The organism is Maribacter sp. (assembly GCA_020629415.1).
Classification (GTDB): domain Bacteria; phylum Bacteroidota; class Bacteroidia; order Flavobacteriales; family Flavobacteriaceae; genus Maribacter; species Maribacter huludaoensis.
Genome location: JAHDDL010000001.1, coordinates 176339 through 189841, shown reverse-complemented (window position 1 = coordinate 189841; position 13503 = coordinate 176339). Strand labels below are relative to the sequence as shown.

13 protein-coding genes and 1 pseudogene are annotated in these 13503 nt (G+C 35.7%); 7 read left to right on the top strand and 7 right to left on the bottom strand.

The features are described from left to right. Window positions 1-68: 68 nt before the first annotated feature. From QZ657_RS00880 to QZ657_RS00865, 4 genes and pseudogenes are all read right to left on the bottom strand, one after another. Window positions 69-758: pseudogene (locus QZ657_RS00880) on the bottom strand (DsbA family oxidoreductase). Between the two features lie 136 nt (window positions 759-894). Then, complete coding sequence (locus tag QZ657_RS00875) at window positions 895-1374, bottom strand: c-type cytochrome (RefSeq protein ID WP_276470798.1); 480 nt, start codon at window positions 1372-1374, stop codon at window positions 895-897. 149 nt (window positions 1375-1523) lie between these two features. Then, on the bottom strand, window positions 1524-2495 hold the full coding sequence (locus QZ657_RS00870) for a YheT family hydrolase (RefSeq protein ID WP_291964359.1): 972 nt from the start codon (window positions 2493-2495) through the stop codon (window positions 1524-1526). A gap of 24 nt (window positions 2496-2519) precedes the next feature. Continuing rightward, window positions 2520-3494, bottom strand: coding sequence for an NAD(P)H-dependent flavin oxidoreductase (locus QZ657_RS00865; protein WP_291964357.1), 975 nt, complete (start codon window positions 3492-3494; stop codon window positions 2520-2522). A gap of 121 nt (window positions 3495-3615) precedes the next feature. Here QZ657_RS00865 and QZ657_RS00860 point away from each other — a divergent pair, with 121 nt between their 5' ends. Further along, the gene (locus QZ657_RS00860) at window positions 3616-4089 is read left to right on the top strand and encodes an acyl-CoA thioesterase (RefSeq protein ID WP_276470801.1); all 474 of its coding nucleotides are present in this window, start codon (window positions 3616-3618) and stop codon (window positions 4087-4089) included. A gap of 101 nt (window positions 4090-4190) precedes the next feature. Beyond that, window positions 4191-4808, top strand: coding sequence for a GntR family transcriptional regulator (locus QZ657_RS00855; protein WP_291964355.1), 618 nt, complete (start codon window positions 4191-4193; stop codon window positions 4806-4808). Here QZ657_RS00855 and QZ657_RS00850 read toward each other — a convergent pair. Both QZ657_RS00850 and QZ657_RS00845 read right to left on the bottom strand, forming a co-directional pair. Next, the gene (locus tag QZ657_RS00850) at window positions 4805-5707 is read right to left on the bottom strand and encodes a DMT family transporter (protein WP_291964353.1); all 903 of its coding nucleotides are present in this window, start codon (window positions 5705-5707) and stop codon (window positions 4805-4807) included. The two genes, QZ657_RS00855 and QZ657_RS00850, sit on opposite strands and share 4 nt — an antisense overlap. Beyond that, window positions 5704-6057: an arsenate reductase family protein gene (locus tag QZ657_RS00845; RefSeq protein ID WP_291964351.1), complete on the bottom strand. Its 354-nt coding sequence runs from the start codon at window positions 6055-6057 to the stop codon at window positions 5704-5706. The genes QZ657_RS00850 and QZ657_RS00845 overlap by 4 nt, the downstream gene beginning before the upstream one ends. Window positions 6058-6176: 119 nt before the next feature. Here QZ657_RS00845 and QZ657_RS00840 point away from each other — a divergent pair, with 119 nt between their 5' ends. Continuing rightward, entirely contained in the window at window positions 6177-6638 is a 462-nt protein-coding gene (locus tag QZ657_RS00840; protein ID WP_291959617.1) for a DinB family protein, read from the top strand. Here QZ657_RS00840 and QZ657_RS00835 read toward each other — a convergent pair. Next, on the bottom strand, window positions 6635-7378 hold the full coding sequence (locus QZ657_RS00835; protein ID WP_291964350.1) for a DUF3298 and DUF4163 domain-containing protein: 744 nt from the start codon (window positions 7376-7378) through the stop codon (window positions 6635-6637). The genes QZ657_RS00840 and QZ657_RS00835 overlap by 4 nt on opposite strands. Before the next feature lie 84 nt (window positions 7379-7462). Here QZ657_RS00835 and QZ657_RS00830 point away from each other — a divergent pair, with 84 nt between their 5' ends. From QZ657_RS00830 to QZ657_RS00815, 4 genes are all read left to right on the top strand, one after another. Then, a complete protein-coding gene (locus QZ657_RS00830; RefSeq protein WP_291959613.1) occupies window positions 7463-8617 on the top strand; it encodes a cystathionine gamma-synthase in 1155 nt (384 codons plus the stop codon). A gap of 160 nt (window positions 8618-8777) precedes the next feature. Further along, window positions 8778-10121: an NADP-specific glutamate dehydrogenase gene (gene gdhA, locus QZ657_RS00825; protein ID WP_276470808.1), complete on the top strand. Its 1344-nt coding sequence runs from the start codon at window positions 8778-8780 to the stop codon at window positions 10119-10121. Between the two features lie 123 nt (window positions 10122-10244). Further along, window positions 10245-10973: a DNA repair protein RecO gene (recO, locus tag QZ657_RS00820; RefSeq protein ID WP_276470809.1), complete on the top strand. Its 729-nt coding sequence runs from the start codon at window positions 10245-10247 to the stop codon at window positions 10971-10973. Next, window positions 10966-13377 (top strand): TonB-dependent receptor domain-containing protein, encoded by a 2412-nt coding sequence (locus QZ657_RS00815; protein ID WP_291964349.1) that lies wholly within the window; start codon window positions 10966-10968, stop codon window positions 13375-13377. Before recO ends, QZ657_RS00815 begins: the two co-directional genes overlap by 8 nt. Window positions 13378-13503 lie beyond the last annotated feature (126 nt).

Sequence of the window (13503 nt, the reverse complement as noted above, 5' to 3'; positions counted from 1 at the left end):
ATATCAGAAAATGATGATTTCATACTTCTTGTTTTAAATGTTAATAATTTCTTTTGGCTAATATTAAGTTAGCAAATTCCTGTAGAAGGGTCGCAACTATCACCAGTGGCAATTATTTTTAGTGGAGCCACTTGTTGAAAAGCTTCTAAAAATGCTGCTGGTGGTTGTGCACCGCTAATGCCATATTTGTCGTTGATGATAAAGAAAGGAACACTATTTACACCACGTTGTTGGTAATGTGCTATTTCTTGCTTTACAGAATAAGCAATAGCATCATCATTTAAAACTTTTTCCGTTTTTTCTGAAGACCATTTAAATTCTGCCATAATAGACTTTAGAACCACAACATCGTTTAAATGAAGGTTTTCATCAAAATACGCCTTCATAAATCGTTCTTTAAGGGTGTCTTTAAATCCTTCTTCGCCAGCCACATGTAAAAGTTGATGTAGGGGCAATGTATTTACGACCAACCATTCTTTTCCAAAGTTGAAATTAATTCCTTCTTCTTTGCCGCTTTCTTGTAAACGTTTTGTCATTTCAAGAGGTCCTTCTACACTACCAAATTTATTGGTAAGATATGTATCTCTATCTTATCCTTCCTTTGGTATATTCGGGTCTAATTGAAATGGGTGCCATTCAATTTCAATCTCGGCGCCATCCCATTCTTTTATAGCTTTTTCCAATCGTTTCTTGCCAACATAACACCAAGGGCAAGCAACATCAGAAACTATATCTATTTTTATTTTATCGTTTTGCATATATCATTTTTAATATCCAATCGGTCGTAAAAAGTTGTAAAAACATACATTCAACGGGGACTGTTAAAATGAATTAAAAAAAGAAAACCCTCTCATGTACATGAAAGGGTTTTCGGTATTAGGTTGGCGTTTAATTTTAAAGGGTACGTAAATATTCTGCTATATTACGTGCCTCATCTTCTTTTAAGTTTTGATTGAGCATTATCGCATTGTTATATTCTTTCAATAATGCCTTGGCAATAGGGTCTTCCTTTAACATTTTATCAGGATTGATAATCATGTTCATAACCCATTCTGGGCTTCTTCGTTCGTAAACACCTTTAAGTGCAGGCCCGATCATACGTTGTTCGGCCATATGACAAGCCGTACATATAGCTTGAAATTTTTCTTTACCCGCAGCTGCCATTTCCTCATTTACGGCATCATCAAAAGTAACACTGGTAATAGGGCCAACTCCTTTATTATCTAAATCAACTGGCACGCCTTCACTTGCTGTTTCTGTTTTAGCTTCTTTTTTGGTCCTGTTCATTTCAAAACCATCTTTTTTCTCTTCCTTCTTCTCACCACAACTAATTATCATTGTGCCAAGAGCCAATAAGGTGAATAATTTGCGCATACGTAACTTTCTTTTAAGTATTGTCAGTAAAATGAGCGACTAATATATGAATTTTTACGGGTAGAAGTATATATAAATAAGTAGTCATTTTAGTTTTTAACTAAAAAGTATAAGTAAGTAACAAATTATATAAATGTTTTTGTATTTGTTCAGTTACGCTGGCCAAGGTTATTTAAGAACTCTAGTGTTCGGCTTTCTGAATAAGTGCGGTTATTATTTCCGTAAAAACCAACATGACCTCCGTATTTGGGCATTTCTAAAAAAAGCGCTCTGTGATGTTTTGCAATTTCTATTGGGTAGCAATCAGACCCTAAAAAAGAATCGTTTAGTGCATTTATTATTAACGTAGGAACTTTTATACTATCCAAAAATTGAAGACTGCTGCTTTTCTTATAATAGTCCATGGCATTATTAAAACCGTGCGCTTTACTGGTATAAAAATCATCAAAATCCTTTAGGGTCTTAATGCTTTTAATATCTGAATTAGAAATTAGGTCTGGAAATAACTCTTGTTTTTGCTTCAATTTTTTGATGAGGTTACCTTTAAACCGTTTAGCATAAATGGCATTCTTGTTTTGAAGCAGTTCTTGAAGCGAGTCAGCTAATTGGCAAGGTACAGAAATTGCTACAGCTCCTTTAATTTCATTGGCCCTCTCTCTTTTTTCACCTAAATATTTTAAAAGAAGATTACCGCCAAGACTAAATCCGTGCAGGTAGATACTTTTATATTCGTCTAAATGTAAAACATATTCTATAACTGCTTGTAGATCTTCTGTTGCTCCAGAATGATATGACCTGAAAAGTCTGTTGGCAGAACCACTGCATCCTCTTAGGTTAATGGCACAGACATCATAGCCAGATAGGGTCAGGGCTTTGGCACTACCCTTAATATAAGCTCGCTTTGAACTTCCTTCAAGTCCATGTACTATAATGACCAATTTTTTGGATGAAGATGTTGCGTAACTCCAGTCTGTATCTAAAAAATCAGAATCAGGTAAGGTAATACGAATGCGTATTTGCTCTAAATTATCTACTTTTCTAATTAACCCGGCATATATGGTAGAAAAGTGTCCGTTTTTAAAAAATAATGGCGGATCATATGTAGAATCAATTAAAGGCATCTATGTGTAAAGCTAGAATAATATTTATTTCGGGTAGGTTTCTAAGACTTTCATTTGTTCCTCTATCGCTTCTTTGAACTCTACTTTTAAGTGTGTTACTAATTCGGTAACAGCTATAGAATCGTCAATAAGGGCAGAACCTTGTCCGGCAGACCAAATTGTCTTCCAGGCTTTGGCTTCGGTATTCATTTCTTTACCAAAATCTATTTTGACATCTTTTTTAAGATCTTCCTCCGTAATACCTGCTGCTTTTAAGCTTGCGCCAAGAAAGTTGGCATGTACCCCAGAGATAGATGCGGTATAGACTACATCGCTAGCACCGGCATCAATGATCATTTGGCGATATTCAGGTGTAGCTTTACTTTCGTTGGTATTTATGAATCTAGTGCCCATATAGGCTAAGTCTGCACCCATTTGAAGGGCAGAAGCAATATCCCTACCGGTACTTATACAGCCAGATAGAAGAATGGTTTTATGAAAAAATTTCTTTATTTCTGCAACCAATGTCATAGGGTTGATTGTACCTGCATGGCCCCCGGCACCTGCGGCAACCAGTATTAAACCGTCAACACCGGCTTCAGCTGCTTTTTCCGCATGACGTTTTTTAATAATATCGTGAAAAACCAAGCCGCCATAACTATGAATAGTATCTACTACCTGCGAAACTGCTCCCAAAGAAGTTATGATTAAAGGTACTTTATGCTTTGCACAAAGTTTTAAATCTGCCTCTAATCTAGGGTTGGTTTGGTGTACAATGAGATTTACACCGAACGGAGCCGCTTTTTTTCCGGTCTCCTCTTCAAATGCCTTTAAGGCAGATTTGATTTCAATGAGCCATTCCTCAAAACCTTCACTAGTACGTTGGTTCAATGCCGGAAAAGTACCGACAATGCCATTCTTGCAACATTCAATGACCAATTGTGGTCCTGAAATTAAAAACATTGGAGCTGCAACTGCAGGCAAGGATAATTCTTTTATGAATGCGGGTTTGTTTGACATAGGAATGAAATTTTGAACGTGATTTAAAAATAACTATAAAAAATGATGTTCTTTGGTTCTTACATTTCAAAACTATGGTATTTTTATAAAGTATTATGCATGCATAACAAAAATTATTAGAATGTATACAAAGGATTTTGAAGTACGGTGGAGCGATATTGATGCAAATCGTCATTTGGCAAACTCGGCATTTGTCAATTTTATGAGTCATACAAGGCTCGCCTTTTTAATGGAGCTAGGTTTTGATCAGCGTACTATGACTGACTATAAAATAGGTCCTGTGGCTTTTTATGAGCATATGTATTATTTCAAGGAAGCTTTTTTAGGAAACCAAATAAAGGTCTCTTTAGAAATTAAGGGACTTAGTGAGGATGGAAAATTTTTTGAGTTTAATCATGATTTTTATAATGATAAAGGAGAAAATATAGCGCGTTGTGAAATGATGGGGGCATGGATCAATCTACAATCTAGAAAGCTAACAGGATTGGCAGAAGAATTAATAAGCAAATTTAGTGGTTTTGAAAAAGCTGAAGATTTTAGGGTGTTGACTAAGGAACACACAAGAGAATTTTTAAAAATTCCCAAAAATTTATAAGAATTGTAATGTTAAATTATTTATTTTTAAACGACATACAGTTAGTTTCCCTCTTAGACTGTTGAGAAATCAATAACCACCTATACTAACATATTCTATTAATGGTAAGTCTACCAGAAGAAATTTTTCAAGATACGTACGGTAAAGTAAAAAAATTGATCGTAACCAAGAAATTGGTTCCAGGGCAACTTATTACGGAACATAGGCTATCACATACTTTAAGTATAAAGGAAGATACCGTACCGGTAGTTTTATTACAATTAAGGCAAGAGAGTCTTCTAGTAGGTAGTTTGGATAATGGCCTTTCTGTAAGGGAATTGTGCGAGCAAGAAATTAGGGAGATGTTTGATTGTAGAATAGCGTTGGAAACAATGGCGGTAAGGTTGTTTACGCAAAATGCCCCACAATCTAAAATTGATGATCTAAGAAGTCTTTTGGTTCCATTTGAAAGCGGACCTAAAAACGGATACGTTTTCTATAAAATTGATAGATTTTTTCATGAATTCATTATTAAAAATTGCGGTAATAGAACATTGTACGACATGTACAAGACGGCCAAAATAGCATCATTTATGGACTTGGTAGGTTTAAATAGGCCTTTATATAAAATTTTAGAAGGGCATCTAAATCTTGTTTCCGCCATGCATCACCGAGACTGTAAAAAGGCTGTTGAGATACTTACCGTAAACTTGGAAAAAGCTAAAAAATCTCATTTTTAAGGTTCCTGAAGTTGTTTCTTGGGTTTTTTACTAGAAAGATAAACTCCAATTAACACAAAGCAGGCAGCTATTATTTTTACTGTAGTAATTGCATCTTGCCCTGTGATCACTGCGTATGCAATACCTAATAATGGTTGTACATAAACAAAAGCGCTTAATGTAGAGGCTTTAAGTTGTGTAAGGGCAAAAATATTGAAAAGGTAGGTGCAAAAGGTAGTCCCAATAATAACAAAACCAATTCCAAAATAAGCTTCAAAAGGTAATGTACTCCAAGAAATCTGCATGAATTCTTGATAACCAAAAGGTAAACAGATAAGGACACCTAAAGAGAAAAGCCATTTCATGAATGTAAACGGATGATATTTACCGATCAACACTTTTACAAGTACTAAATATGACCCGTAGAACATAGAATTCAGAAAAATTAAAAAGTTACCCAAGGGAATATTAGGTGCGTCCTGTCTTACCTCTGCACTAAATATTATTAAACCTAATGCCCCTAATAAACCTATAACAATACCTAATATTTTTCTATTAGAAATTTTCTCTTTTAAGATTACGGCAGATAATATAAGTACAATGATCGGTGTAGTGGTAATGAGTACGGCACTGTTAATGGGTGTAGATAGTGATAGGCCTTTAAAAAACACCAACATGTTAAAAGCCATGCCCAGCAGTGCACAAATTAACATTCTAAGATAATCTTTACGATCAATGCGTTCTTTTGGCCCTAAAGGAGAAATTAGCCAAAATAGAACGGCAGCACCCAAAACCCTAAGCATTATGAATCCAAAAGGTTGTACATAATGGGGCATAATACCTTTTGCAATAGTATGGTTTAAGGCGTATATGGTAGTAGCTCCAATAGCTGCAAGTATGGCTAATGATCTTTTGCTCAAGGGTGTATTGCCATTTTAGCGGCTTCTATTACCTTTTTGCTATTTCCTATAAAAATTTGGTCATCAACTATAATTACAGGTCGTTTTAAGAAAGTGTATTGTTCTAAGATCAATGCTTTAATATCTTCTTCAGAAAGGTTTTGCTCTTTAAGATTACGTTCTCGGTATAGTACAGCTCTTTTGCTAAATAAAGCTTCGTAGCTTTCAGAAAGCTTATGCATTTCTTCAAGTTGAGAAGTGGTTATAAGTTCTGTTTTTATGTCTTGAAGTTCAAAATCCGTAAGTGGTTGCAATTCTTTGATAATACGTTGACAAGTAGAGCAAGTACTTAAATGATATATTTTTTTCATGCGTATAATTGTAAGGGTAATACTTTAAAAGAATAGACCTTTGGTAAAGGCATTGGAAATACAAAGAAACCTAAATAACATTAATTGTGCTATTTTTACAAAGCAGAAAATATGAAATAATGACAGAGAATATATATGAAGTAATGTTGCAAAACCGCAAAAATTTACATGCAATATTGACTAAAACACCTAAAGAGAAATTACTTAAAATCCCTGAAGGTTTTAATAATAATGTCTATTGGAATATTGCCCATACCATAGTAACGCAGCAAGTGTTGATATATAAGTTTAGCGGTTTACAAATGCGCGTACCAAATGAATTGGTAGCAAAATTTGCAAAAGGCACCGTGCCGGATGGTACTGCAACAGATGAAGAAATGATGATGGTGGCAGATTTCTTGATTTCAACCGCAGAATGGTTAAAAGAAGATTACGAAACCTCACTTTTTCAATCTTTTAACGAATATACCACAAGTGCGCGTGTAACACTTAAGAATGTTGATGATGCCATAGCCTTCAATTTGTTTCATGAAGGGCTACATATTGGCCAGATCGCACTTTTGTTAAAGCAGCTTTCTTAAAATTTGTTCGGGTATTTTAAAAAAGCATTTGCTTTTGCGTAAGGTACGGTTAGGATAATCGGTCCATCTGCAAAAGATGCTATTTCGTAAGACTCATAGTAAAGTAGTAGTCCATTTTCCGTATACCCCATATTATCGGGCAAATAAAAACGCTCTGTCTCGAACATAAAGCCCGTATCGTTGATAGAACCTTCTGCAGGTATATTTTCCTGTTTTCTAAAAAGCGTTTCAGCGAAGGTTTTAAACTCTTCCAAATCGGTGAATAAATTTTCTTGATATAATTCTACCCCGTTAAGTTTATCAAAATTTAAAAATCGGTTAGTGCCATAGCCGTGTGCCCCTCCTGTATAAATGTAAGATTCTAATTTAATGGTGATGATGCTTTCGTTTTCAAAAGTGATACTCCCTTCAACTGTAGCTTCCCAAGGCATAGATTCTTCTGAAAATTTTCCGTTTACCTCTTTATAGTCATTTAGAAACGTCTCTTTTGCTTCTTCAAGATTTTGCGCGTTACTTTCCTCATAAAAATTCAGCAAAGCTATAATTTCACCTTCTAAGGCATTGTTAATGGTTTTACTAAGTTTGGTTTTACCTGTAGCTTGCGGAATTTCTATACGAACAGATGTGCAATTCTCACAAGAATCCGTAGTAATAGTCAACGGTTCAAAAGAAACGGAGTTCTTGTTGTTACACCCAATAAGTATAACACAAATAAGTAGGCAGGTAAGCTTAGATTTCATCGAGAAAATGGATTTATTGTAAAAATACAGCTTCATTGTATTCCCCGAAAGATAACGATACATTTGTGTTATAAATAGTTGAATATGGCTTCTAAAAACTTAAAATTCAATTCTAAGACCATACATGGCGGTCAGCATCCAGATGAAGCGTTTGGTGCTGTTATGCCACCAATTTACCAGACCACCACTTATGCACAAACAACACCGGGCGGTCATAAAGGATATCAATATTCAAGAAGTGCCAACCCTACAAGAACAGCATTGGAAAATTCATTGGCCAGTATAGAAAATGGTGAATATGGTTTAGCTTTTGGCAGTGGTATTGCGGCAATAGATGCGGTCATTAAATTATTGGTGCCGGGCGATGAGGTAATTTCTACGAATGACCTTTATGGCGGAACATATAGGATATTCAAAAAAATATTTGAAAAATTTGGTATTGTATTCCACTTTGTGGGAATGCAGGGAATAGATGCCGTTCGTAATAAAATTAACTCGAAAACAAAGTTGATTTGGGTAGAAACACCAACGAACCCAATGATGAATATAATCGATATTAAGGCAATAGCCGCCTTAAAAGCGAATACAAATATTTTGCTAGCGGTAGATAACACGTTTGCTACACCTTATCTTCAAAAGCCTCTAGAATTAGGTGCTGATATCGTTATGCATTCTGCAACCAAATATTTAGGAGGCCATAGTGATACTGTGGTAGGGGCCTTAGTGGTAAAAGATAAAGAGTTGGCAGATCAACTCTATTTTATACAAAATGCAAGTGGTGCCGTGTGTGGCCCTATGGACAGCTTTTTGGTATTAAGAGGAATAAAGACTTTACACGTACGTATGCAACGACATTGTGAGAATGGTAAGGCAATAGCCGAATACCTTAAAAGCAACCCCAAGATCGAAAAGGTGTATTGGCCAGGGTTTGAGGATCACCCTAATCATTATATTGCAAAAGAGCAGATGAAAGATTTTGGAGGTATGATTTCGTTTGTTCCAAAAGGAGGTAGTTATGAAGATGCCATAAAGATTGTAGAAAAATTACAGGTATTTACTTTGGCAGAGTCTTTAGGAGGTGTTGAAAGTCTGGCTGGTCATCCTGCAAGTATGACCCATGCAAGTATTCCAAAAGAAGAACGACTTAGTAGTGGAGTTGTAGATGCATTGATCAGATTAAGCGTTGGTATTGAAGATGTTGAAGATTTAATTGCGGACATAGAACAAGCGATAGGATAATTGGCTAAATGTTAAATTAAATGTAGTAATTATAGGTAGTTTGTTGTCAAAACAACAATTTTTATCGAATTTTAAAAAAATAAGCAATCAAATTACACAAATAGCATAATTTTGACGTTATATTTTGAAATCAATAATTTAAACAAGTTTAAATAGCTTTATGGAGAATAAAATAAAAGCATTTATGGATGAGGTTATTTCCAGAAATGGACACGAACCAGAATTCATTCAAGCGGTGCAAGAAGTTGCTGAAACAGTAATACCATATATTGCGAAGCACGAAATCTATAATGGTAAGAATATTCTTTTAAGAATGGTTGAGCCAGAGCGTTTGGTTTCGTTTAGGGTTGCATGGGTAGACGATGATGGTGAAATTCATGTAAACCGTGGTTATAGAATTCAAATGAATTCTGCTATTGGACCGTATAAAGGTGGTTTGCGTTTTCACCCTACCGTAAATGCAAGTATCTTAAAATTCTTGGCTTTTGAGCAAGTATTTAAAAATAGTCTTACAACATTGCCAATGGGTGGTGGTAAGGGCGGGTCTGATTTTGATCCAAAAGGAAAATCTGATGATGAGGTAATGCGTTTTTGCCATGCCTTCATGTTAGAATTGAATAGACATATTGGTCCTAATACAGATGTACCTGCAGGTGATATTGGTGTAGGTGCACGTGAAATTGGTTTCCTTTTTGGTATGTACAAAAAAATCAGAAATGAGTTTACAGGTGTATTGACAGGTAAAGGACTTTCTTGGGGCGGTTCTAAAATTAGACCAGAGGCGACCGGGTACGGTACCGTATATTTTGCACAAAGTATGTTGAAGACCAAAAACGAAAGTTTTGATGGTAAAACAGTTGTAATTTCTGGATCGGGCAACGTTGCACAATACGCTGCCGAAAAGGCAATTTTATTAGGTGCCAAGGTAGTAACACTATCAGATTCTAGCGGATATATCTATGATAAAGACGGTATTGACGATGATAAGCTTGCCTTTGTAATGGACCTAAAGAACAACAGAAGAGGCCGTATTTCTGAATATGCGGATAAATATCCTTCTGCAGAATTTTATGCAGGTAAAACACCTTGGGAAGTTAAGTGTGATATTGCATTGCCATGTGCAACCCAAAACGAGTTGAATCAGCAAGATGCTAAAACGCTTCTAAGTAATGGTTGTATGTGTGTTGCAGAAGGTGCTAATATGCCTTGTAATACGGATGCGGTTCATGAGTTCAATAACGCAAAAATATTGTTTGCGCCAGGTAAAGCCTCAAATGCAGGTGGTGTAGCAACATCAGGATTGGAAATGTCCCAGAACTCATTAAGAATTAGCTGGACACGTGAAGAGGTAGATGAGCGTTTAAAGGATATTATGGAAGATATACATGATTCTTGTATTGAATTCGGTAAGGAAGAAGACGGTTTCTGCAACTATGTTAAAGGAGCCAATATTGCCGGTTTTGTTAAGGTTGCAGATGCAATGTTGGCACAAGGTGTGATCTAGAAGTTAGATTAGCTAAAGCAGATAAATTTATAATGCGAGGTTCTGAAATGGAGCCTCGCATTTTTTATGCATTTTCGTCACTAAACTTCAATCCGTTATCTTTGTTTAAATTGATGTTCTATTATGCAGGTAACCACAAAGGCAATAGTATTTTCTGCACTAAAATATGGCGATACAAGCCTAATTGTAAAAGCCTTTACTGCATCTGACGGAATCAAATCCTATTTACTTCGCGGTGTTTTGTCTTCTAAAAAAGGAAAGTTGAAGACTGCATATTTTCAGCCGTTGACCCAGTTAGAAATCGTTGCCAATCATAAAAATAAAGGTACACTGGAGACTCTTAAAGAAGCAAAGGTTTTTTATCATTATCAGACTTTATATGCAGATATGGCCAAAAATGCCATGACCTTGTTTTTGGCAGAGCTATTGGGCAATAGTATACGTGAAGAAGAAATGAACGAAGATTTGTATCAGTTTCTAGAAGCATCTTTACAATGGTTGGATATTCATAAAGACGTTGCTAATTTTCATCTACATTTTATGTTGTCATTGACTCGTTATTTAGGATTTTACCCAGATGTATATCAGATAGATAAGCCCTATTTTGATCTGTTAGAAGGGGAGTTTACTGCAACCGAATCATTGAACCCTATGTTAAGAGGAGAAAATATTTATTATTTCAAGACCTTATTGGGCACAAATTTTGATGCAATGCATACGGTAAAGATGAAAAAAACCAATCGTCAAGAATTGCTCAAATCCTTAATACTTTATTTTGAATTGCATTTACAGGGTTTTAGGAAACCAAAGTCGCTTGCCGTTTTAAATGAAGTTTTCAATACCTATGTCTAAGTATATAATTGTAGCGTTTTTTTTATGGTGTTGTCTTGGCAACGGCCAAGAAATTGTCGTTTTAGATGCCGATACTGGGGAGGAGATTTCAAATGTTGCCGTTTATAATAGAGATAAATCCAAGATTGCACTGTCAGATTTTGATGGGGTTTTCAATGCTACGGTGTTTTTGGATAAGGAGCGTATAACTTTAAAGCATATTGGGTATCAGGAATTTAAAACTACCAAGGTGCAGCTACAAAGGCAAGGTCAAAAAGCTTATTTGATTATGAAGGCGCAACAATTAGATGAAGTTGTTATGTCTGTATCTAAATGGGAACAGCAAAAGAGAGATATTCCAAATAGAATAATTTCTTTAGATGGCAGGTCAATAGCATTTTCAGCTCCGCAAACTTCGGCAGATTTACTTCAGAATAGTGGTAAGGTTTTCGTTCAAAAAAGTCAAATGGGTGGTGGTAGCCCAATGATCAGAGGTTTTGCAACCAATAGATTGCTGTTATCCGTAGATGGGGTGCGCATGAACAATGCTATTTTTAGAGGCGGCAATGTGCAAAATGTAATTTCTATCGATCCATTTACTGTCAAGAATACGGAAGTCATATTCGGTCCGGGGTCCGTTATCTATGGAAGTGATGCAATAGGTGGGGTAATGAATTTTTATACTAAAAATCCCTTGTTATCTGAGAACGATAGTCTTTTGGTTCAGGGTAATGCCAATTATAGATTTGCCACGGCAAATACCGAAAATACCGTACATGCAGATATAAATTTGGGTAAAAAAATATGGTCGTCACTAACGAGCATAACGTATAATAATTTTCAAGATTTAAGAATGGGTTCCCATGGTCCAGATTCTTATTTGAGAAATTCATATGTACGAACGGTAGGCGGTATAGATGAGCTAATAGAAAATAAGTCACCTAAAAAACAAGTACCAACAGGATATGATCAATTAAGTTTAATGCAAAAATTCTTGTACAAGCCTAACGCAAAATGGGATATCAATTTAGGGGTATATTACACGGAAACTTCAGATTATTCACGATATGATAGATTGATAAGACCCACTAGTGACGGATTAGGGTTGCGTTCGGCAGAATGGTACTATGGTCCTCAAAAATGGTTCATGGGAAATGCCCAAGTACAGAAAAAAGGTAATGGAAAAGTATTTGATGGTGTAAAATTGGGAATGGCATATCAGTATTTTGAGGAAAGTAGAATTAATAGGGATTTTCAAGATGAGATCAGGAATTCTACAAAAGAAAAAGTAGATGCTGCAAATTTTAATATTGATTTTGAAAATAAGAAAATAGGGGACTTTAAACTTTATTATGGTGCCGAATATATTTATAACAAGGTAAGGTCAACTGGAAATGATTTTAATATTGTAACTGAAGAAAATACCAATGCACCTTCAAGATATCCAGACGGTTCTACCTGGCAAAGTTTGGCCGGTTATGCAAACGGTGAATATAAGGCAAAACCTAATTTCACAATTATGTCCGGATTAAGATATAGTCATGTTTGGGTAAATGCTGTATTTGAGGATACCTTTTATGATTTTCCATTTAAAACGGCAGATTTAAGCACTGGAGCTTTAACGGGCAGCATAGGTTTTAGTTGGTTTCCACGAGCAAATCTACAAGTTACCTTAAACGGGTCAACTGGCTTTAGGGCTCCCAATATTGATGATGTAGGTAAAATTTTCGATTCAGAGCCGGGTTCTGTGGTAGTACCGAATCCGGATTTGGAACCTGAGTATGCCTATAATGCGGAAATAGGAGTTCAGCGCAATATAAGTGATAAGTTTATTCTTAAAGGAGCGGCATACTATACATATCTGGTAGATGCTTTAGTAAGAAGGGATTTTAGTTACAATGGTATTTCTGAAATAGAATATGGTGGTGAGTTGAGTAATGTGCAGGCAATTCAAAATGCGGCAAAGGCTTATGTTTATGGTTTTGAATTTGGGCTTGAGGCTTATTTGACCGAACAGTGGTCATTGGCATCTAACTTAACATTTACAGAAGGCGTAGAAGAGGAGGATGATGGTTCTGAAACACCTGCTCGTCATGCGGCACCAACATTTGGGGATTTTCACGTAATTTGGAAAAATCAGCGTTTACGTACAGATTTGTTTTTGAATTATAATGCAGAGATAGCAAATAAAGACTTGGCAGTATCAGAACAGTCAAAAGAATACATTTATGCAGTAGACGAAAATGGGAATCCTTTTTCTCCATCTTGGTACACCTTAAATTTTCGTTCCCAGTATGATGTTACCAATAATTTTAAGGTAACCACTAGTTTAGAAAATATAACAGATCAGCGCTATAGGACATATTCATCTGGTATCGTTGCTCCAGGTATAAATGTTGTTCTTGGGGTAGGGTATCAATTTTAAACAAAAAAAGACCCGTTATTAACGGGTCTTTTAAATTATAAAAATAGGTTATTGTTAGTGTTTAACCGCATTTTTTACGTCTTCAGCTTTTTGAGCTGCTTTGTCAGCCGCATCATTGGCAGCATC